The organism is Microbacterium pseudoresistens (assembly GCF_013409745.1).
Lineage (GTDB): Bacteria > Actinomycetota > Actinomycetes > Actinomycetales > Microbacteriaceae > Microbacterium > Microbacterium pseudoresistens.
This window is the reverse complement of the sequence record NZ_JACCBH010000001.1, coordinates 1,435,948-1,456,685: the sequence shown is the minus strand read 5'-3', so window position 1 is coordinate 1,456,685 and position 20,738 is coordinate 1,435,948. Positions and strand designations below refer to the sequence as shown.

23 protein-coding genes are annotated in these 20,738 nt (G+C 66.1%); 7 read left to right on the top strand and 16 right to left on the bottom strand.

The window, feature by feature from the left end:
• Positions 1–9: 9 nt before the first annotated feature.
• The 3 genes from cds1 to BKA02_RS07210 are packed head-to-tail and all read left to right on the top strand — an operon-like array spanning position 10 to position 2,089.
• A complete protein-coding gene (gene cds1 / locus BKA02_RS07220) occupies positions 10–1,065 on the top strand; it encodes an L-cysteine desulfhydrase Cds1 (protein WP_179432647.1) in 1,056 nt (351 codons plus the stop codon).
• Positions 1,066–1,124: 59 nt separating this feature from the next.
• Positions 1,125–1,541 carry a nitroreductase/quinone reductase family protein gene (locus tag BKA02_RS07215; protein WP_179432645.1) on the top strand — a complete coding sequence of 139 codons (417 nt, stop codon included), beginning with the start codon at positions 1,125–1,127 and terminating at the stop codon, positions 1,539–1,541.
• A gap of 38 nt (positions 1,542–1,579) precedes the next feature.
• The gene (locus BKA02_RS07210) at positions 1,580–2,089 is read left to right on the top strand and encodes a glycine cleavage system transcriptional repressor (RefSeq protein ID WP_179432643.1); all 510 of its coding nucleotides are present in this window, start codon (positions 1,580–1,582) and stop codon (positions 2,087–2,089) included.
• 99 nt (positions 2,090–2,188) lie between these two features.
• Here the strand turns inward: BKA02_RS07210 and BKA02_RS07205 are convergent, their stop codons facing one another.
• From BKA02_RS07205 to rlmN, 14 genes are all read right to left on the bottom strand, one after another.
• The gene (locus BKA02_RS07205) at positions 2,189–2,683 is read right to left on the bottom strand and encodes a hypothetical protein (RefSeq protein WP_179432641.1); all 495 of its coding nucleotides are present in this window, start codon (positions 2,681–2,683) and stop codon (positions 2,189–2,191) included.
• 125 nt (positions 2,684–2,808) lie between these two features.
• Positions 2,809–4,356 (bottom strand): DUF4407 domain-containing protein, encoded by a 1,548-nt coding sequence (locus tag BKA02_RS07200; protein ID WP_179432639.1) that lies wholly within the window; start codon positions 4,354–4,356, stop codon positions 2,809–2,811.
• A gap of 191 nt (positions 4,357–4,547) precedes the next feature.
• The gene (locus BKA02_RS07195) at positions 4,548–5,216 is read right to left on the bottom strand and encodes a GntR family transcriptional regulator (RefSeq protein ID WP_179432637.1); all 669 of its coding nucleotides are present in this window, start codon (positions 5,214–5,216) and stop codon (positions 4,548–4,550) included.
• A 37-nt stretch (positions 5,217–5,253) separates the two neighbouring features.
• On the bottom strand, positions 5,254–6,666 hold the full coding sequence (locus tag BKA02_RS07190) for an NAD-dependent succinate-semialdehyde dehydrogenase (RefSeq protein WP_179432635.1): 1,413 nt from the start codon (positions 6,664–6,666) through the stop codon (positions 5,254–5,256).
• Positions 6,653–7,246, bottom strand: coding sequence for a thiamine pyrophosphate-dependent enzyme (locus BKA02_RS07185; RefSeq protein WP_246285991.1), 594 nt, complete (start codon positions 7,244–7,246; stop codon positions 6,653–6,655). The genes BKA02_RS07190 and BKA02_RS07185 overlap by 14 nt, the downstream gene beginning before the upstream one ends.
• Positions 7,243–7,773 (bottom strand): thiamine pyrophosphate-binding protein, encoded by a 531-nt coding sequence (locus tag BKA02_RS07180; protein WP_179432632.1) that lies wholly within the window; start codon positions 7,771–7,773, stop codon positions 7,243–7,245. The genes BKA02_RS07185 and BKA02_RS07180 overlap by 4 nt, the downstream gene beginning before the upstream one ends.
• The gene (locus BKA02_RS07175; protein WP_179432630.1) at positions 7,770–8,582 is read right to left on the bottom strand and encodes a nitrilase-related carbon-nitrogen hydrolase; all 813 of its coding nucleotides are present in this window, start codon (positions 8,580–8,582) and stop codon (positions 7,770–7,772) included. Before BKA02_RS07175 ends, BKA02_RS07180 begins: the two co-directional genes overlap by 4 nt.
• The gene (locus BKA02_RS07170) at positions 8,579–9,325 is read right to left on the bottom strand and encodes an HpcH/HpaI aldolase family protein (RefSeq protein ID WP_179432628.1); all 747 of its coding nucleotides are present in this window, start codon (positions 9,323–9,325) and stop codon (positions 8,579–8,581) included. Before BKA02_RS07170 ends, BKA02_RS07175 begins: the two co-directional genes overlap by 4 nt.
• Positions 9,322–10,656 carry an amidase family protein gene (locus tag BKA02_RS07165; RefSeq protein WP_179432626.1) on the bottom strand — a complete coding sequence of 445 codons (1,335 nt, stop codon included), beginning with the start codon at positions 10,654–10,656 and terminating at the stop codon, positions 9,322–9,324. Before BKA02_RS07165 ends, BKA02_RS07170 begins: the two co-directional genes overlap by 4 nt.
• Positions 10,653–11,108 carry a tripartite tricarboxylate transporter TctB family protein gene (locus BKA02_RS07160; RefSeq protein WP_179432624.1) on the bottom strand — a complete coding sequence of 152 codons (456 nt, stop codon included), beginning with the start codon at positions 11,106–11,108 and terminating at the stop codon, positions 10,653–10,655. Before BKA02_RS07160 ends, BKA02_RS07165 begins: the two co-directional genes overlap by 4 nt.
• 51 nt (positions 11,109–11,159) lie before the next feature.
• Positions 11,160–12,452: a hypothetical protein gene (locus tag BKA02_RS07155; RefSeq protein ID WP_179432622.1), complete on the bottom strand. Its 1,293-nt coding sequence runs from the start codon at positions 12,450–12,452 to the stop codon at positions 11,160–11,162.
• A gap of 17 nt (positions 12,453–12,469) precedes the next feature.
• Positions 12,470–13,468 (bottom strand): Bug family tripartite tricarboxylate transporter substrate binding protein, encoded by a 999-nt coding sequence (locus BKA02_RS07150; protein ID WP_179432620.1) that lies wholly within the window; start codon positions 13,466–13,468, stop codon positions 12,470–12,472.
• Between the two features lie 43 nt (positions 13,469–13,511).
• The gene (locus tag BKA02_RS07145) at positions 13,512–15,011 is read right to left on the bottom strand and encodes a tripartite tricarboxylate transporter permease (RefSeq protein WP_179432618.1); all 1,500 of its coding nucleotides are present in this window, start codon (positions 15,009–15,011) and stop codon (positions 13,512–13,514) included.
• Between the two features lie 161 nt (positions 15,012–15,172).
• On the bottom strand, positions 15,173–16,471 hold the full coding sequence (gene rlmN, locus BKA02_RS07140; RefSeq protein ID WP_179432616.1) for a dual-specificity RNA methyltransferase RlmN: 1,299 nt from the start codon (positions 16,469–16,471) through the stop codon (positions 15,173–15,175).
• A 106-nt stretch (positions 16,472–16,577) separates the two neighbouring features.
• On the opposite strand from rlmN, the gene BKA02_RS07135 reads away from it, so the two are divergent.
• On the top strand, positions 16,578–17,315 hold the full coding sequence (locus BKA02_RS07135; protein ID WP_179432614.1) for a sulfite exporter TauE/SafE family protein: 738 nt from the start codon (positions 16,578–16,580) through the stop codon (positions 17,313–17,315).
• A gap of 24 nt (positions 17,316–17,339) precedes the next feature.
• On the opposite strand, the gene BKA02_RS07130 is transcribed toward BKA02_RS07135, so the two are convergent.
• Positions 17,340–18,182: an SDR family oxidoreductase gene (locus BKA02_RS07130; RefSeq protein WP_179432612.1), complete on the bottom strand. Its 843-nt coding sequence runs from the start codon at positions 18,180–18,182 to the stop codon at positions 17,340–17,342.
• A gap of 43 nt (positions 18,183–18,225) precedes the next feature.
• Positions 18,226–18,987, bottom strand: coding sequence for an SDR family NAD(P)-dependent oxidoreductase (locus BKA02_RS07125; protein ID WP_179432610.1), 762 nt, complete (start codon positions 18,985–18,987; stop codon positions 18,226–18,228).
• A 131-nt stretch (positions 18,988–19,118) separates the two neighbouring features.
• Here BKA02_RS07125 and BKA02_RS07120 point away from each other — a divergent pair, with 131 nt between their 5' ends.
• From BKA02_RS07120 to BKA02_RS07110, 3 genes are read left to right on the top strand one after another with little or no spacing between them, the layout of a single operon-like run.
• The gene (locus BKA02_RS07120; RefSeq protein ID WP_179432608.1) at positions 19,119–19,481 is read left to right on the top strand and encodes a DUF488 domain-containing protein; all 363 of its coding nucleotides are present in this window, start codon (positions 19,119–19,121) and stop codon (positions 19,479–19,481) included.
• A 29-nt stretch (positions 19,482–19,510) separates the two neighbouring features.
• On the top strand, positions 19,511–20,236 hold the full coding sequence (locus BKA02_RS07115; protein WP_179432606.1) for an aminoglycoside 3'-phosphotransferase: 726 nt from the start codon (positions 19,511–19,513) through the stop codon (positions 20,234–20,236).
• Between the two features lie 10 nt (positions 20,237–20,246).
• Positions 20,247–20,639: an MmcQ/YjbR family DNA-binding protein gene (locus BKA02_RS07110; protein WP_179432604.1), complete on the top strand. Its 393-nt coding sequence runs from the start codon at positions 20,247–20,249 to the stop codon at positions 20,637–20,639.
• The last annotated feature ends 99 nt before the right edge of the window (positions 20,640–20,738 follow it).

Here is a 20,738-nt window from a genome sequence, read left to right as displayed (position 1 = left end):
CCTCTAACCATGAGCGATTGGGTCAGCGCCGCCATCCGCAAACTCGATGCCGACGCGAACCGCAGCGCCGACACCCACCTGCATCTCTTCCCCCTCCCGGACACGTGGGGCATCGATCTCTACCTCAAGGACGAGTCGGTGCATCCGACGGGCTCGCTCAAGCACCGCCTGGCCCGCTCGCTGCTGCTGTACGGGCTCGTCAACGGACGCATCCACGAGGGCACGACGCTCGTGGAGGCGTCGAGCGGGTCGACCGCGGTGTCGGAGGCGTACTTCGCCCGGATGCTGGGGCTGCCGTTCGTCACCGTCGTGCCGCGCTCGACGAGCCAGGAGAAGATCGACCTCATCGAGTACTACGGCGGACGCTGCCACTACGTCGACCGTGCGCCCGACATGTACCCCGAGGCCGAGCGACTGGCCGCCGAATGCGGCGGGCACTACCTCGACCAGTTCACCTACGCCGAGCGGGCCACCGACTGGCGCGGCAACAACAACATCGCCGAGAGCGTGTTCAGCCAGATGGCCGAGGAGCGGCATCCGATCCCGGCATGGATCGTCGTGGGCGCCGGCACCGGAGGCACGAGCGCCACCTTCGGCCGGTACGTGCGCTACCGCCGACACGACACGAAGGTCGCCGTCGTCGACCCCGAGGGCTCGGCGTTCTACGGTGGCTGGAGCACGGGCGCATCCGATTACACCACCGGCACACCGAGCCGGATCGAGGGCATCGGGCGCCCGCGCGTCGAGCCCTCGTTCATCCCTTCCGTCATCGACGAGATGATCCAGGTTCCCGACGCCGCCTCCATCGCGGCGATCCGGCTGCTCCGCGAGCGCACCCTGCACTGGGCGGGCGGCTCGACCGGCACGAACCTCGTCGGCGCGTTCGAGCTCATCGCCCGGATGCGCGCCGCGGGCGAGACCGGCAGCATCGTGACCCTCATCTGCGACAGCGGCGTTCGCTACGCCGGCACCTATTACTCGGATGCCTGGGTCGCCGAGCAGAGCTGGGATCTCGCCCCGCACCGTGCCCGGATGGACCGCTTCCTCACCACCGGCGAGTGGTGAGGAAGCCGTCAGCGACCGGCGCGGAATAGCTCGCCGCCGATCAGGGTTGATCGCTGTCTATGGACTTCAATCAGCAGATAATCGACACCTTCCGCGAGAACGGCGGCGAAGTGAACTCGCCCGTTCCCTTCGGTCGTGGCCTCGTACTCGTGCATGTGCCCCTCAAAGACGGCGGAGTACGCGTGCGCCCGCTCGCCGCGATCCGCGATGACGGTGCCTGGCATGTGGTCGGCTCGGCCGGCGGGTCGCCGCGGAATCCCGCCTGGGTGCACGGGTTGCGTCGCGCGGACCACGTGACCATCGAAGTGCCGGGAAGCCCCGTCGAAAGCATCGAGGTCGCCGTTACCGAACTGACCGGCGCAGAGCGAGACCGACTCTGGTCGCGCTTCACCGCGCAGTCCCCCGCCTTTGAGAAGTATCTGGAGACTGCGGAGGGCCGCGTGTTCCCGATCTTCCGCCTCACCCCTGATCACTGACCCTCACCGTGGGCCCCGCCGGTCGGTACGCTGGCGGCATGACCACGCTCATCCTCACCGTCGTCGGCACCGATCGCCCCGGCCTCGTCGCCGCGGTCGCCGATGTCGTCGGCGCACACGGCGGCAACTGGGAGCAGAGCCGGCTCGCTGAACTCGCGGGCACCTTCGCCGGCGTCGTACAGGTCTCGGTATCGCCCGACCAGGCCGACGACCTCACGGATGCGCTGCGCGCGCTCGACGGACTGCTCACCGTCGCCGTGCATCCCGGCGCCGACGAGCAACGGGCAGGCGACGATCAGCGCCTCACGATCGCCGTGCTCGGCAACGACCGCCCCGGCATCGTGCGCGAGATCTCCGCCGCCCTCAGCGCCCACGCGACGAGCATCGGCGAGCTGATCAGCACCACGCGCGATGCGGCGATGGCCGGCGGGCGGCTGTTCGAGGCATCCGTGGTCGCGACGATCCCCGCGGATTCCGATCCGGATGCGCTGCGCGCCGATCTGGAGCGCATCGCCGCCGACCTCCAGGTCGACATCACCCTCGACTAACCCCGCGAGTGCACGGGATCCTTCCGAGTGCACGGGGTATTCGCGGGAACAAGCCGTGCGCTCGGCGATAAGCCGCGCACTCGGGATGGGCGGGCGACCTCAGCGGGAACAGGTCACGCGATCGCGCGGGGCGAGCACGAGCACGACGGCGAGCACGACTGCCATGACCACGGCCAGTGCACTGATGCCGTAGAGCAGGAGCGACCACGGCGAGTAGTCGGCCCCGGAGATGCCGAACGCATCCGCGAGCGACATGCCCGGGCCGAAGGATGCGGCGAAGTACGCCGGCGTTCCGAACGCGAGCAGGCCGAGGAAGAGCAGCGCGGTGACGACAGGGCGGATACGGGAGCGGATCACGACCACGGCGAGGATCACCGCCAGCAGCACCCCGACGCCGAGGAAGACGAGCACGCCGGCGCCTCCCAGCGGCTCGCCGACCGCCGACGCCTCGGAGCGGATCTGCTCGAGGCTCTTGCCCGGGGTGGCGGCGAGGGGATTGAGCACGAGGATCTGCAGCGCCGCGAAAGCCGCGTAGGCGGCCACCGCCAGCACCCCGGCGATCGCGATCCACCAGGTCGCCCGCATCCGCTCCATGTCCCCACACTCTCGCACCGGGCCCGCGAACGCACGGGAACTTGCCGAGCGCACGGGGTATTTGCGGGAACAAGCCGCGCACTCGGCGATAAGCCGCGCACTCGGGATGGGGTAGGCGACCGACCTCAGACCGGAACGGCCTCGGATCCCTCCCGCGCACGGGACTCGGCGGTCACGATCGTCGCTCGATCGCGGAAGCCGTCGGCGTTCACCCGGTCGAGGTCGACCTGCTTGCGCACGGCCGCGGCCTTCTCGTACAGCGACGGATCGCCGTAGCTGGTGAGCACCTTCACGAGCACCGGCAGCAGCTCGATCATGAAGAACAGTGCGGCGATGAGCCAGTGCGCCCAGAAGATCGTCGCGTCCTTCTCGGCCAGCCGGTTGAGTCCCTGGATCTGGCTGAGCAGCCCGATCGCCCCGGCGTTGCCGTCGGCGACGGATGCGGCCCGCGCGTTGTACGCCGCAAGTGCCGCATCGTACGAGTCGCGCGCCGCGGGCAGCTGATCCTTCGCCTGCTGCCTGTTCTGCCCCTCGGATGCGGAAGTCGCACTCTGCGCCGACGCCTCGGCCCCCGCGAGCTTCTCGTTCGCGTCGCGCAGCTGGCCAGCGAGGTCGTCGTAGGTGGCCTGGGCCGCGGTGAGCTGAGCGTGGGCGGCGTCCGAGCTCGCACCCTCGCCCTCCACACCGGTGCAGCCGGGAACGGTGCCGATGCCCTCGCCGGTCAGCTCGCACTGGTACAGCTGGCGCGCCTGGTCTATCACCGCCTGTTGCTCGGCAAGCTGCGCGGTGATCTTGTCGACGGTGCTCTGCGCGACGGTCTGCGAGGCGGTGTCGCCCTCCGCGCCGGCGACGATGCCGGTCGTGGCCTGCGTCTGCAGCTCCTGCAGGCGCGCGGATGCGGCATCCAGTGCCTGCTTCTCGGGACCCTCGTCGAGAGCGGCCTGGTCGTCCTGCGCCTGCACGATGTTGGTCGCCGCCACTTCGCGGGAGATGTCGTTGTGGAACACCTGCAGCACGACGGGCTCGGCGACGACGAAGCCGATGAGCGCGGCCATGATCACGCGCGGGATGGCGAGGCCGATGAGTCGCCAGATGCTTCGCGTCGACGACATGGTCGAGGTGAGGAATCGGTCGAGGTTGAAGATGAGGGCCGCCCAGACGAGCGAGATCGGGATGGCCAGCCACACGAGCACCTGCACGCCGGTGGTGAGGGCGAACAGCATCGACAGCGCCGAGACGAGCGCGGTGCCGGCGAGCACGAAGAACATCTGCACGAAGCGCGGCTGCTCGGTGGGGACACGGTCGAGGATGTGCCCATCGGCGCCGCCGAGGATCGCGAGTCGGCGCAGCATCGACCCCGGCGTGCGCTCGCGGGGGGCGCGAGATGCACGGGCGCGCGGCTCCCGAGGTGCGCGCGGTGCCGGCTCGGCCTCCGCAGCCGGCTCGGTCACCGCCGGTTCGGCCACGACGGGCTGCGCCGCACGGGCGATCGGCGTCGTCTCGGGCGTCGCGTCATCCGCTCCGGCGGGCTGCTCGGACCCGGTCGGCGTGTAGTCGCGGAGGAAGTCGAGCTCGGAGTCGTCGAAGCCGAGGCCGCTGTCGGGGTCGGCGGCGTCCACGGAGATCTGCCCCTGGGAATCGAGTCTCCCGGGGCGATGAGCGGAGTAGGACATCCCTAGAGACTATGAAACGCCGCCTGTGGGCGTGTTGAAGGAACGCTGTGACCGCTCCCAGGTTGCCCGCGCCCGCGACGGAGGCGGCGGGTCAGGCCATCGCGGCAGCGGCCGCCTCATCCTCCGTCGTCGCGACGAGCTGGCCGGGATGCCGGTGCGCCATAAGCGGACGGCCCAACAATGGGTCGTCATTACCCGCGCGGAATGTCCTCGATCATGTCGTCCAGCGCCGCCTGCAGAACTTGATTCAGATGGTCAACCATCTGAGTACGCGCCAAATGGATATCACCCGTCGCAAGAGAATGCGCAATCTGCTTATGCTGCACCGCATTCCCCACAGACTGCTCGGAATGCCTGCTGTCGCGATGGCGGAGTATCCAAGTCAGATCGTAGAAGTTGGCCACCGCGGTGGAAAGGAAGGGATTTCCCGTTAGCTGCGCAAGATTCAGGTGGAAGAGCCGCGCGTCATGGTAACGCCCGATCGAATCATCTCGCAGATGTGCTTCGTCCGACAGTTGCGAAAGGTCCAGAAGCGAATCGAGTTCGACATCCTCCAGATGCGCGAGCGAGCTCATCACCTCTTCCTCCAGCGCGATGCGCACTCGGAACGAGTCCTCTATCGACTTCCGGGATGCGGAGACGACCCTACTCTCACGGGCGTCCTGTTCGATGAGGCCGATCTGTGCGAGTTTGAGGAACGCCTCTCTCACAGGGGTTTTGCTGACGCTGAATTGCTTTGCGATCGTCGACTCGACGACCCGAGAACCCGGCAAGAGCTTTCGTGTGAGGATCGCTTCACGGATACGCTCGAAGACGGTATCCGAGAGGGAAGGGGCGTCATGAGCGATTGGTTCGAGCAACTCCGGTCCTGACTTTCAGCTTGAAACTAACAAGGCATCAACCGCTGACAGCCAGATACTTCACCTGAAGATACTCGTCCAGTCCTTCGAACGATCCTTCTCTCCCGATGCCGCTCTCCTTCACACCGCCGAAGGGCGCTGCAGCATCGCTGACGACACCGCGGTTAACTCCGACCATCCCCACCTTCAGCCGATGGCCGACCCGCATGGCGTCCACCTCGCTGCCGAAGACGTAGGCCACCAGCCCGTACTCGGTCATGTTGGCGAGCCGCACAGCCTCTTCCTCATCGTCGAACTCGACGATGGGGAAGACGGGTCCAAAGATCTCCTGTTGCGTAAGCACATTGTCCGACTCGATTCCCTTCAGAACGGTGATGTTCATGAAGGCCCCCTGCTCGGGAATCTCGGACTCGAACACTACGCGCGCTCCTTGCCCCTTGCCCCGAGCGATGAGGTCCCGGATCTTGTGGACTTCAGCGGCCGAGACGAGCGCTCCAACCGTGCTGGTGCGGTCGTCACCAGATCCTACCCGAAAAGAGGAGACCCTTGCGGAGAGGCGATCGGCGAACTCACTCACAAGGGAACGGTGAACGTAGAGTCGGTTGGCCGCCGTGCAGGCCGCGCCTCCATTGCGGAGTTTCGCCTGGATCGCGCCCTCTACGGCCTCGTCGATGGACGCGCTCTCCAAGACGAGGAAAGGTGCATTTCCGCCGAGTTCCATCGACGTCTTAACGACGTGCTCGGCGGATGCGCGCAGCAGGATGCGTCCCACGACTGTGGATCCAGTGAAGGACAGTTTGCGGATCTCACCCGTCTCGAGCATGCGGTCCACCGCAGGGCCCGCATTGCTCGGGGTCACCAGATTGATTACGCCCTTCGGCGCCCCGAGTTCATCAAAGGTCCGCACGATCTCACGCGCAGTCAGCGGTGTCTCCAACGCAGGCTTGATAATCGTCGTGCACCCCGCGGCGAGGGCGGGTCCCAGCTTCCGTGTGATCATCGCCGCTGGGTAGTTCCAGGGAGTAATCAGCAGTGCCGGTCCGACCGGTACTCGATCGACGATGATGCGCTTATCGCCACGTGGTGCTCTCCTGTAATCCCCCCGAATCCGTACCGCCTCTTCGGCGAACCAGCGCAGGAAGTCGAGGGCGTAGACGACCTCTGCGCTCGCGTCGTCCATGGTCTTCCCGTTCTCTGCCACGATCAGTTCCGCCAGTTCCTCAGTGCGCGCGGTCAGACTCCGCCACGCCTCATAGAGCAGATCCGACCTGTCACGCGGCGCGGTCTGCGACCACGCATCGAACGCGGAGACTGCAGCGTCCACCGCCGCTGAGCAGTCGTCAAGTGTCGATAACGGGATGGTGTCGATGACATCTCCGTTCGCAGGGTTGACCACGGGGTGCGACTGACGCTCGGATGCTGCGCGCCATACTCCGTCAACGAACATCATCTGCCCCCTCGATGCGTGCTCCGGTGAGCCACGAGGTGAAGCGTGTCTTGATGTCGACGGGGTCTACGAGGAGCTTGTCCACTTCAGCGTTGCCGACCTCCGTGCGAACGTGGAGCAGGCTCGGGCCATCGACGGAGAGTAACTCCTCGAGCCCGGCGAGAAGAGTATCGGCATCCTGCGCGCGGCGCACCTCATGGCCAAGCGCTTCCGCGGCGGCGCCGAGGTCGATGTTCCCGGCGTACGTCGGGAGGTTTCCGGTCGAGCCAAAGACGCCGTTGTCCAGCAGCACGATCACAAGATTCTCGGGCTTCAGCGCAGCGTCTGTGAAGAGAACGTTGGGATTCATGAGCAGTGAGCCGTCCCCTTCAATGGCGATGACCTTCTCACCACCGTCGCCCAGTGCGAGTGCGAGTCCTGCGGCCACCGAGCCGACCAGTCCCATCGAATCGAGCAGGTACAGATGGTTGTCCGAGTCCTGAACGTGGGCCAATTCTCGGCTCGTTGCCGCACAGGTCACCACGACTGGGTTATTTCTCAGACGGGGGGCGAGAACCTCGAGTGCATCGATCCTTCTCATCATGCGACCTTTCCGTCCGTGCCCCAGAACGAGGCGAGCACCACCACGGGCCGGTAAGTCATCACCGCGTGCACGACTGCCTCACGGACGACCTGGCCCCATTTTTTCTCATCCAGCGAGAAGTCGATCTCGAACACCGCGAACCCGAAGGCGCGGAGCACACCGGGCATCGGCTGACTGATGCTATGAATCATCGAGTTGTACTCGCCGAGGCCGCCACGTGTGTTCGCGAAGATCAGCAGAGGGAGGTGGTAGGACTGCAAGAATGTCGTCATCGCGGTCAGCGCGTTGCCGAAGCCGTTGTCCTGCATGATCACCGCGCCAAGCTTGCCCGCGAAGGGAAGAGCCCCGAGCACGCCCATGGCTTCTTCCTCACGAGACAGTTGGATGACGTTCGGCGCAGAGAGGGATTGCTCCCTCGCCTTGATGAGGTGCTTGATCACTGGTGCGATGGTCACCGACGGCACATAGCCGACAACGTCGATGTCCGATTCCCGAATAGCATCCGCCACTGCCGAGGCATAGGTCATTTCTTGTCTCCGATCACTCGATAACGCCTGTTGGTCAGGCTCGTGTTGCGATCGCGCTCCGCGCTGACCGCCGCGTGGTTGAGATCGACCGTCAGCAGCTGCTCCCGGGCGCCCGCTTCGCAGAGCACGGTGCCGTCGGGGCCAAGGACGCGACTCTGCCCGATCGACTCCGGGAATGGAGCCGTCACCGCAGCGAGATAGGCGATGTTCTCGATCGCCCGTGCGCGGGTGAGCGTCTCCCAGTGCATGCTCTTGAGGGGACCGGGTGTCCACACGGCCGGCAGCAGGATCGCATCCGCCGGGTCCTCTCCGCCCCGGCGCATGATCTCAGGAAACCTGACGTCGTAACAGGTCGACACCGCGAAGGTGAGCCCGCCGGCGCGGAATCTGGGGCGCTGATCCGGGTCGCCGTGGAGGAGGAAGACTGACTCCGTCCCCCCGTAGGCGTCGTAGAGGTGGATCTTGCGGTAGGTAACCTCTACGACTCCGGAGGGAGAGACGCCGACAACGGTGTTGAAAACCCGCTTCTTCTCGTCCGGTGCAGTCTCGAGCATGCCAGCGACGATCCACATGCCGGCATCGCTCGCCAGCCCGCGAAGAGTGGTCACGAACTCGCCGTCAGACACGGGCTCCGCGTTCTCCGTGAATCCTCGCCCGAACTCCTCGCCATCCCAGTAGGAGCTGTACTCCGGGAGGACGAGAAGCTCGACTCCCGCAGCCCGGGCTTCAGCGACGATCCGGCTGATCCGCTCGAGGTTCTCCTTCTTCGAGGACCCCGCGGCGATCTGGGCGGTTCCGAGCCTGATCACGACACCACCGCCTCTGGGACGTCCGCGATTGCGAGCCGCATGCCCTGTTCGAGAGCAGTGAAGTCCATGCACGTCACGATCCACGTGGCGCCGTGGGCCCGGGCGAACTCTCGCTCCTCCGACACCCAGCCGCCGATACCCCAGGGCTTGCCCGCAGCGACGCAGACCGCCGCGATACGGGCGAAGTCTGCGAAGTCTTCTGCGGTGCGGGCGTACGCACCTCGGCCACGAGACAGCGAGAGGTCCGCCGATCCGATAAAGATGCCATCGACATTCTCTTCGGCGACGATGTCTTCGATCTGCTCCAGCGCGGTTGCCCGCTCGATCATGGGGATACAGAGGACACGGGCGTTCTCTTCCTCCATCCATCGGTGTCCGACGGCACGGAAGCGCGTCTGCGTGCCGGAGGCGGCGCTCCGAGTGCCATCCGGGGCGAACTTGGTGTATCCCGCGATCTCAGCTGCGTGCACAGCGCCCTCGACGTGGGGGATGATCACACCGTCGGCACCGTGATCGAGCGCCTGCTGAACGAACCAGCGGGTGTTCGTGCCCGGCTTGACGAACACCGTGACGCCCTCCGCCTTCAATTGCTGGACTTGTGCGAACGCGGACTCGGTGGTGAAGACGCCGTGCTCGTAGTCGAGGACTGCGAGTCGATAACCCGCGGCATGGGCCACGGAGCCGAGGCCGGCGAGAGGGAAGTTGTTCCATACCCCGGCGAGCACGGAGGACTCCGAAGTCATTTCTGATACTTCCTTTCGATGGTGGCCGCCAGGCCGAACGCGAGTGTTTCCGCGCCGATCTTCGTGACGATCTGGACGCTGAAAGGATTCGCGGAGGTGGTGTCATAGGGCACGGTGAGCGCCGAGGCCGAGGAGACATTGAACGGAGAGGTGTGGCGCGTCACCGCGCGATAGATCGACTCCGCGGTCCCATCAGCGCGCAGAAACTCGCGCTGTCCGACGCGAGGGATGGCGATCGGCGTCGTCGGGCAGATCAGCAGATCGAACTCATCGAGGAGCTGCTTCAGGGCCGCGTCGAATTCTCGCCCGCGCTGCTGCGCGTGCGCATACTCCTCCGCGCTGATCTCTCCCCCCCGACGGATCCTGCCCGCGACCTCCTTGCCCATGCGGGAGTTCTCGTCCGTCGCGAGATCGGCATAGAGACGCCAGGCCTCCGCACCGACGATCGTCCCCTGCGCGTCGATTCCCGGCGTGGCGTCGAGCCTCGCGGTGCCAGGAGCCCGTCTCCTGCCCAGGCGGGAGAGGAACGCCTCATATCCGGCGGAGACGGTCGCATCGAGGTCGTCGAAAGACGGTCCGGAGAGCACGCCGATGCGCTGCCCGACGGGTTCAATTTCTGGAAGGTCCTCCAACGAGGCCGATCCCCCGGTGAGCGAAAGCCAGCCGAGATAGGCGCTCTCCACATCGGCCGCGATCGGACCCACACGGTCCAAAGAAGGAGAGAGGTGACTCATCATGCTCATGTCCACGCTGTTCTCCGCGGGCATGAATCCCACCAGGGCGTTGACGGCCGCGGGCGTCCGGATAGATCCTCCGGTGTCCGTCCCGAAGGACAGGGGCGCGAGCCCCGTGGCGACCGCCACCGCTGATCCACTGCTGGATCCGCCCGGTACGAGCCCGGGGTCGCGAGGGTTCACCGCCGGCATGGGGTGGCTGACATCGCCGAGCGGGCCGTAGGCGAACTCGTGGCAGGTCTGCAGGCCGAGAACCGGCGTCGACATCGACCGCAGATGCCGCGAGAGGCCTGATTCCGCCGCGTCCCGTCGGGGGACGACCGCGCTACCGGACCGTGCGGGAACAGTGGAAAGAGGAAAGACGTCCTTGATCCCCACCGGGATGCCGCTCAGTACGTGCGGGAACGACGAAGCATCCCGATCGAACGTCGCCGCCACACGCCGCGCCTCGTCGAAGTTCGTCTCCCGATAGCAGTGCCATCGGGAGTTCTCGTCGACGATGCGTGCCGCATACCGTTCGACGAGTTGTCGAGCAGTGGTCCTTCCTCGTGAGAGCTCGTCGCGCAGTCCGCGGACGGAGGCGGAAACGTTCTTCACCACCGTGCTCCTGGAAGGGGAAGCTCGAGCAACATCACGAACACGACGTGGATCGCGCCCGCCGACAGCAGGGCGATGACGAAGCGCTTGACGATGGAATAGGAGTTGACGGCCGTGAGGAAGAGGACGATGAATACGAAGGCGCCGAGAGCGAAGAAGGTCAAGTTCGCCACGACAAGGAAGGCGATGAACGCGACGTATATTCCGCCGATGGTCAGCCAGCCAGAGCGGTCCGTCCAGGTGATGGCCTCGTCGGCGCGGACCGCGCCGATCCAGTACGCGATCGCGCAGACGATCAGCAGGATGCCGATAACGAGCGGGAGCCAGGCTGGCCCGATCGAACCCGCGTAGTGGAACGGCAACTGAAGGCCACCAACGATGCAGAGGACGCCGACGGCCGCGGTGATCGCAGCCGCAATGGTGGCCGAGCGAATCGAGTGAAGAGATGTCATTGGTCAACTCCGTCCTTCTCGCAGGGGGCAGACACCCCCTGCGAGAACGGTCTATTTTCCGCGTTCTCCGAGGGTGAGCTGCGCAAGCTCGTCGAACGCTTCTTCTTCCACCCAGATCGGATATTCCTTCATGGAGGCGAACTCCCGCGACAGCACGGCGCGGAACTCGTCGGCGGACGCCTTGTCGGTCGGGAGCCCGAGGGAGCGGAGCTTCGACTCGACAACCGGTCCGTACATGAACTGTCGCAGCCAGTTCATCTGCGGCGCGTAGCCGAGCCAACTGGGGTCGACGCAGTTCCAGACCGGCGGGAAGGATCCACGCCCCTTCTCCAACGCCGGAGCGGCCGAGTACGGGAGGTCCAGCATGAACGCGTGATCCCCGCTCAGCGCCTTCCACGGATGGGGAGCGATCGACTCCTGCTTAACGAGTTCACAGATCTGCGAGACGAGTTTCATGTCGTAGCCGCTAGGCAGTCCGTACATCGACTCGAGGCACACGATCGTCTCTTCGAACGAGGGGAAGCCCGCTCGGTCGGAGATGCCGTTGAAGCTCAGTTCGATGGAGTCGCCCTGCAGCACGGTCTCGATGGCGACCGGTGTTCCGAGACCGAAGTCATCGTGCGTGTGCACGAGGAACTCGACGTCGGTGTCCAGCTCTTTCCTTAGGGAGTTCAGGAGCACTCGCATCCCGTGATGGCTGAGGCTGCTTCCCGAATCTGTCACGTTGAGCAGATCCGCTCCCGCCTCGATTCCGGCACGACTGAGGCCCACCAGGTCCTCCCAGGAGGCGCGCCCCACATCAGTGATCATCAAGCCAGGACGCAGACCCATGTCCTTGATCCCGCCCATGATCTCGCGCACGCGATCATAGGTCTTCTCCGGCGAGCGCTTCCCACGATCTTCGCGCATCGGCTGGAACAGGAATACCGGGCGCACCATACCAAGCTCAGCCAGATCCTCCGCACCCCGTCGCCAGTCGTCCGACCAGGCGGTGTCAAGAGTGATCGACGTGTCGAACGAGAAGTTCGCCTTGAGGATCGCCTCGGCGACAGCCCATTCAAGCGCTTCCGGTTGCGGGTCCTTCCACCAGTGGATGTTCGAGGTGAAATGCTTCACCCCAATACCCTCCAGCAGTTCGGCGATGCGCACCATGCCGTGGATGGTCGGGCGGAGTCCCGGCGTGAGCAGGATCTTCCGAATGGTCGAGTCGTACAGCTGGGGCGAGATGTCCGCGCCCTCCGCCGCCGTCCTCTGCGCCGAGACCTTCTCGTCATAGTTCAGAGGTGCGACGTAGTAACTCTTGTCCTTGATCCAGGGGTGGTCGGGGCGTTCGTAGACCTGCATCGTCTTGTTCTCCTTGTTTACTCGGTGATGTTGAGTTGAGCGGCCAGTTCCGTGTATGTCTTGATCTGGTCGAGGTTCCATTCGAGATAGTCAGCACCTGACAGGTACGCGGGCTGAGCTCCTAGCTGCTCCTCGACCTTCTTCTGGAACTCGGGGTCGTCGAGCGCCTTCTGGATGAGGTCCTGCCAGAACTCCACGACGTTGGGCGGGAGATCAGCGGGTCCCGCGAGTCCGGACACCGACTGGTGCGAGAAGGCGGGCACTCCTGCTTCTTCGTTCGTCGGCGCGTCAAGCCCCGCGATCGGCCGGTCGGAGCTGATCGCGAGGGCGCGGATTGTGCCATCTTTGGTCAGCTGCATGACCTCTGGGGCGAGCTGAGCGGCGAAGTCCACCTGGGCGCCGGCAACCGCGGTCACAGTCGGCGCACCACCGTTGAAGATGACCATCTTGAGCTCGGACGGATCGATCCCCTCCGAGATAAGGAGTTCGCCGAGTCCGAAGGTAGAGGGTCCCCCCGCCGCAGAAGTCCCGAAACTGAAGTTCCCCGGGTTCTTCTTCACCGCATCCAGCAGTTCGCGCACGTTCTGATAGGGGGAGTCCCCGGGCACCACGAGAGCCAGAGGGGTCAGAAGAACCCGGGAGATGTACGTGAAGTCCTCCGGGTCGTAGGGGACGTCGGTCCCGATGGTGAAGTTCAGAAGAGAGCTCGACGCTGCCGTCGCCGCGATCGAGTAGCCGTCTGGCTTGGAGTTGAGCACGGCCTGAGTCCCGACGATGCCGCCCGCGCCCTCCTTGTTGAGAACGGTCGCCTGGTGTCCCTCGCTCTCGGCGTACTCGGCGATCATGCGAGCGAAGGTGTCTGTCGCACCTCCGGGCGCGAAGGGGACAGTGATGTCGATCGACGAGGTGGGATAGTCCTCCTCGGCGGCAGAGCCGCCGTTCCCGCTGCAGCCGGCGAGACCGATCGCCGCGACGGTCGCGACCGCCAGTGCGGTGATGATGCGCTTCTTCTTCATTTTCTTGCTCCTTTGCAGATGATGAGATGTTGCGTGGGACGAGTCAGTATTCTTCGAGCACGGAGACGAGTTCTTTGCGCTTACGGCTACGCAGGCTGAAGAACAACAGCGCGGCCGCGATGACGAAGAAGAGGAGTGCGAACGGCCGGGTCACGAATATGGCCGGGTTCCCGTTCGACATCGCCAGGCTCTGGATGAACGCGGGGTTGATGATCGGCGCCAGGATCAGCGTCAGTACGAGCGGCTCCAAAGGAAAGTCCATCTTCCGCATCGCATAGCCGAGGACGCCGAAGATGAGCATCGCGATCACGTCGACCATCGAGTTGCGGACGGCGTAGGAGCCGATCGTGCAGACAGTGAGGACGATGCCGGCGAGGATCGGATAGGGCACCTTGATGATGGATGCCCACATCCCGACCAGAGGGACGTTGAGGATCAACAGGATGACGTTGGTCACGAAGAGGCTGGCGATGATCGTCCAAGCGAGCACGCTGTGCTCTGTGAAGAAGGTCGGCCCTGGAGTCGCGCCCTGGATGATGAGTGCGCCGAGTAGCACGGCGATCGCAGGATCCGCGGGGATTCCCAGTGTGAAGAGCGGGACCATGGCGCCGCCGGTCGCGGCGTTGTTCGCCGATTCCGACGAGGCGATCCCCCGGAGTTCGCCCTTCCCGAACATGCTCTTGTCTTTGGCCATCCGCTGCTCGACCTCGTAGCCGACGAAGGCGGCGGCCGCGGCGCTACCCCCGGGGACCACGCCGATGCCCGTGCCGATCACAGCGCCCCGGCTGGCGGGCAGGAAGATCCGTCGAATTTCTTTCCATGTCGGGTAGAGCTTCCCCACCTTTTGATACAGCACTCCTCCGCGGTTGTCCGTGAAGTTGATCAGGATCTCTGAGATCGCGTAAAGACCGATCAAAACGGGGATGAAGTCGATGCCGCCGAGAAGCGAGTCGACCCCGAAGGTCAGCCGCGGGAGGCCCGAAACCGGATCCAGCCCAACGAGGTAGATCACGAAGCCCAGCAGCGCCGTGATCAGCCCCTTGATCAGACTCTTTCCGGCGAGGCTCAACACGAGCATCAGCGCGGCAACGAGGACGGCGAAGTATTCAGGCGGACCCACATGAATCGCTACCTGGGCCAGCGCGGGAGCGAAGAAGGTCAGGACGATTATCGAGAAGGTCCCACCGACGAAAGAGGCGACGCCGCAGACCACGAGCGCAGTGCCAGCCTTGCCGATCTTCGCCAGTGCGTAGCCGTCCCTGGTTACGGGGACGGAAGCCGGCTGTCCTGGTGTGTTCAGAAGAATGGAGGTCGTCGAGGACCCGTAGAACGAGCCCATGAAGACACCGCACAGTAAGACGATCGAGTCGATCACGCTCATCTGGGTTGTGAGCGGCAAGAGAATGGCCAAGGCGGCCGTCGCTCCCAGGCCGGGAAGCACGCCGATCAGTGTGCCGAGGAGACCGCCGACCACGCACATGAGCAGAGTGAACGGGGTGAGAAGCGTCTCGAAGCCCGAAAGCAGATTGCCGAAGATATCCATAACGTCGTTGTTATCCCAACCGTCGTCGTTGAGTAGATACGAGATACGGTATCTCATATATCAACGTATGTATACACCGAATGCTGATAGAGGTGCTACGTCGACATCGCCGAGGCCCTGCTCGCCGTCTCGATGCGCGCGCTCGAGCAGTCGCTGGCGGGTCAGGCCATCGCCGCGGCGGCGGCCTCATCCTCCGTCGTCGCGACGAGCTGGCCGCAGGCCCCGTCGATCTCCTTGCCGCGGGTGTCGCGGAGGGTCGTGGGGATGCCCGCGTCGTTGAGCCGGCGCACGAACTCGTCCTGCACGGGCTTCTCCGACGCCGTCCAGATCGACCCGGGCGTGGGGTTCAGCGGGATGGGGTTCACATGCACCCAACCGCGGCCGCGGGCGTTGAGCTTGTCGGCCAGCAGGTCGGCGCGCCAGGCGTGATCGTTCATGTCCTTGATGAGCGCGTATTCGATCGACACGCGCCGCCCCGTCTTCTCGAAGTAGCCGCGAGCGGCGTCGAGGGCCTCATCGACCTTCCAGCGCGAGTTGACGGGGATGAGCTCGTCGCGCAGCTCGTCGTCGGGCGCGTGCAGTGACAGGGCGAAGGTGACCGGGATGTCCTCGTCGGCGAGCTTGCGGATGGCGGGCACAAGACCCACCGTCGACACCGTGATGCCGCGCGCGCTCATGCCGAGCCCCTGCGGCTGCGGGGCGACCATGACGCGCACGGCATCCATGACCCGCTTGTAGTTGGCCAGCGGCTCGCCCATCCCCATGAAGACGATGTTGGACACACGCTCCATGCTGTGATCGTCGGCCTTCTTGCCTCCCAGGCCTCCATCGGCGATGAGCCGGTTGGCGCGCACGATCTGCTCGATGATCTCGGCCGTCGACATGTTGCGGGTGAGCCCCGCCTGACCGGTGGCGCAGAACGGGCAGTTCATGCCGCATCCGGCCTGCGAAGACACGCACAGCGTGATCCGACCCGGGTAGCGCATGAGCACCGACTCGACGAGCGCACCGTCGTGCAGGCGCCAGAGGAACTTGATCGTGTCGCCGCGGTCGGTCTCCAGGCGCCGCACCTCGGTGAGCAGCGGCGGGAGCATCCCGGCCACGAACTCCTCGCGCTGCGCGGCGGGGAGGTCTGTCATCTCCGCGGGATCGGACGTGTAGTGCGTGAAGTAGTGCGTCGCGAGCTGCTTCGCGCGGAAACCGGGCAGCCCCAGCTCCTTGACCTTCTCCACCCGCTCATCGGGCGTGAGGTCGGCCAGGTGCACCGGCGGCTTGCCGCGCTTGGGACTGGCGAACTGCAGCAGCGGACGCCCCTCGTCGTCCTTCTGCTGCGTCCACCCCTCTGTCGTCGGCCGCACCTGAGGTGCGGCGGAGGCCGCGGGCGCTGTGGCCGGGCGCACCTGCGTGTCGCGGAGCGCAGTGATGCGCGTCGCGCGGACGGATGCGGGCTTCTCGGTCATCCCTCCAGAGTAAGGGAGGCCGGGTGGGAGGCGGCTGGGGCTAGCCTTGCGGAGATGTCCCCGCGCAGACCGATCACCGATACCGCCCTGACAGCGATCCGAGCGGATGCCTGACTTCGCGCCCTGGGCGTGGGTCGTGCTCGCACTGGCCGCCATGACCATCGGCATCTCGAAGACGGCGGTGCCCGGCGGCAACACGCTCGCCATCGCCGCCTTCGCGGCGATCCTGCCGGCGCGCACGTCGACGGCGGCGATGCTCCTGCTCCTCATCGTCGGCGACGTGTTCGCCCTCACCGCCTACCGGCGACATGCCGACTGGCGCACCCTCCTGCGGCTGGCCCCCGCGGTCGTGATCGGTCTGCTGCTCGGATTCGCGTTCCTCGCCTGGAGCGACGACGCCCTCACCCGGCGGGCGATCGCCGTGATCCTGCTCACGATGATCGGGATCACCCTGTGGCGCCGTCGTCGCCCGGCATCCGGCACGTCGTCCGGAGGCGTGCTCGCGGCGAGCTCGTACGGCGCCCTCGGCGGGTTCACCACCATGGTCGCGAACGCCGGCGGACCCGCGATGTCGATGTACTTCCTCGCCACGAGGGCCCCGGTGATGACGTTCCTCGGCACCGCGGCCTGGTTCTTCGCGATCGTCAACCTGGTGAAAGTCCCGTTCCTCGCCGGGATCGGATTGTTCACTCCCGAGGTGCTGTGGATGGATCTCGCCCTCGCCCCCGCCGTGGTCATCGGCGCCCTCATCGGCCTGGGCATCGCGTCGCGCATCCCGCAGGCGCTCTTCGACCGGCTCGTCATCATCATGACGATCATCGGATCGCTCTACCTTCTGGTCTGAGCGACGTACCCGGCGCAGGAGTGATCAGTCGAGGAAGATGTCCGGGAAGAGCCGGTCGTCGGGGGTGCCAGGTACGGCGGCGTAGTGGGAGAAGTCGGTCACGCCCTCGGCTTCGAGCACGTCTTCGACGATGAGCGACTGGCCCGTGCACTCCCGCGACGGCTTGGTGAGCACAGCGTAGGCGGCATCCGCATAGATGTCGGCGGTACGGCTGGCGGCCATCACCTTGTCGCCGCCGAGGAGGTTCTGCACGGCGGCGGTGGCGATGGTCGTGCGCGGCCACAGCGTGTTCGCGGCGATGCCGTCCTCGGCGAACTCCGCGGCCAGGCCCAGCGTCACCATCGTCATCCCGAACTTCGCCAGCGTGTAGCCGGTGTGCGCCCCCAACCATTTCGGGCTCGGGTTCAGCGGCGGCGAGAGGGAGAGGATGTGCGGGTTGCCCGACTCGCGCAGCTGCGGGATGGCGGCACGGGAGAGCATGAACGTGCCGCGCACGTTGACGTCCTGCATGAGGTCGTACTTCTTGGCGGCGAGATCGAGCGAGCGCGACAGGTCGATGACGCTGGCGTTGTTCACGACGATGTCGATGCCGCCGAACTCGCCCTGGGCCTTCATCACGGCCTCGGTGATGTCGGAGTCGTCGCGCACGTCGCCGACGATCGGCAGCGCCCGCCCGCCCACGGCACGGATCTGCTCGGCCGCCGTGTGGATCGTGCCCTCGAGCTTGGGGTTGGGTGTATCGGTCTTGGCGAGCAGGGCGATGTTCGCCCCGTCGGCGGCGGCGCGCAGGGCGATCGCGAGCCCGATTCCGCGGCTTCCGCCGGACATCAGGATGGTCTTGCCGGAGAGCGGCTTCTTCTCGGTCATGGGTACTCCTGGTCTGTGTGCTCGAGACGGTCTATCGCGCCGCTCACTTCGGCGCCATGCGGATCGCGCCGTCGAGGCGGATGGTCTCGCCGTTGAGATAGCCGTTCTCGACGATCTGCTGCGCGAGCACGGCGTATTCGTCGGGCCGGCCGAGGCGCGAGGGATACGGCACCTGCTGTCCGAGAGAGTCCTGCGCCGCTTCGGGCAGACCCGCGAGCATCGGCGTCTCCATGATCCCCGGCGCGATCGTGCACACGCGGATGCCGTAGCGCGCGAGCTCACGGGCGATCGGCAGGGTCATGGCATGTACGCCGCCCTTCGACGCCGAGTACGCGGGCTGGCCGATCTGACCGTCGAAGGCGGCCACGCTGGCCGTGTTGACGATGACGCCGCGGTCGCCGCTCTCGGTCGGCTGGTTCTGCGCGATGACGGCCGAGGCCTGCCCGATTACGTTGTACGTGCCGATGAGATTGATACGGATGATCTTCTCGAAATCAGCGAGCGAGCCGGGGTTTCCGTCGCGGTCGAGCACCTTGGCCGGCGGAGCGATCCCTGCGCAGTTCACGACGATCCGCAGCGGCGCGGCCTGCTGCGCGGCGGCGACCGCGGCGCGCACCTGCTCGGCGTCGGTGACGTCGGCGGCGGCGAAGACGCCGCCGAGTTCGGCCGCCACCTGTTCACCGGGCGATGAGGGCAGGTCGGCGATCGTCACGTGCGCGCCTGCAGCGGCGAGGCGCTTCGCGGTGGCGAGCCCGAGTCCGCTGGCGCCGCCCGTGATAAGGGCGCCGGTTCCCTGGATCTGCATGTGTTCTCCTTCGAACGTCACGGCTCGGTCGCACGATCAGATAGGCGACTGAGTCTCAGGATACGTGATCCTAAGTATCAGCATGCACGCGATCCCTGGCGAAATCGTCGGGACGGGTGTTGGCTGGGGTCATGGACCTGCGTCGCAAGCGAGCCTACGACACCGCCGAGCCCGGCGACGGGTTCCGCGTGCTCGTCGACCGGCTGTGGCCGCGCGGCGTCTCCAAGGACCGCGCCGCGATCGACCTATGGGCGAAGGAGGTGGCCCCTTCGCCAGAACTGCGCAAAGCGTGGCACGCCGCCGAGACGGATGCCGACTTCGACGAGTGCGCCGCGCGTTACCGCAGCGAACTGTCCGGCGACGATGCCGAGGCGCTCGACGAACTCGTGGCAGCGATCCGCGGCAAGGACGTCGTCACACTCGTCTACGCGCTCCACGACGAGGAGCACACCCATGCCATCGTGCTGGAAGAGGTGCTGCGCGACCGGGTGTGACGCCGTCACGCGCGTGCCACCATGGGGAGATGAGCATCCCGTCCGTCGATGTCGCCGTACCCGCCCGGGTACGCGAGCTGGCACGGGGCGCGGCGCTGAGAGCGGTCTGGCTCAACAACCTCGGAGGCGTCACCTTCCGCACCGACGACGGACGGTACATCAAGCACGGGCCGCGCAACGCCGAGACGAGCATGCGCGACGAGGCCGAGCGGATGCGATGGGCGCGGCGCTGGACGCGCGTGCCCGAGGTGATCGACCACGGTGAGGACGGCACCGAGGAGTGGCTCGTGACCGTCGCCATCGATGCACGCAGCGCCGTCGACCCGCGCTGGGTCGACGAACCGGCCACCGCCGTGCGCGCCCTCGGCGAGGGGCTCCGGATGCTCCACGAGGCCCTGCCCGTCGCCGAATGCGCGTGGTCCTGGGAGGTCCCCGCGCGGATCGCGAACGCCGCCGGGCGGGGCATCGCCATTCCCGCCGACCTTCGTACGCCGCCGGAGACGGATCTGCTCGTCGTGTGCCATGGCGATGCGTGCGCCCCGAACACCCTCCTCGATGACGACGGCCGCCCCGTGGCCCACGTCGACCTGGCCGCCCTCGGCATCGCAGACCGCTGGGCCGATATCGCCGTCACCGCAATGAGCACGGAGTGGAACTACGGCCCGGGCTGGCAGGACGCACTCGTCACTGCCTACGGCCTCACCCCCGACCGTGAGCGCATGGCCTATTACCAGGACCTCTGGAACGCGACGTGAGGAAGCCGCGATGGCGCATCCGCTGATGTTCTCCCCCGACGATCCGCTGCTCGCGCGGGTGCGGGAGATCGCGTGTGCCCTGCCCTCGGCCGCGGAGAAGGTCAGTCACGGACGACCGGCGTTCTTCACGCAGAAGGTGTTCTGCTACTACGGCGGCTCGCAGCGCGTCGATGAGCACTGGATCGCTCACGACGCTGCGATCCTGGTGCGTCCCGATCCCGGCGACGACCCGGCGCTGCGGCAGGATCCGCGGTTCTGGGTGCCCGCCTACCTGGGCCCGGCGGGCTGGCTCGGTATCGACCTCGACGCCCAGACGGACTGGCAGGAGGTCGCCGAACTCATCGACGCGTCCTTCCGTGTGACGGCGCCGCGCCGCCTCGTCGCCGAGCTCGACGCCCGCTGACATCCGCGAGCGGATTCTCCGCGCCCCGTCTCGCGCACCCCAAAACAGGCATCCGCCCGGAATCAGGCAGAAATGGCGTTCATCCGCCCGACGCGGGCC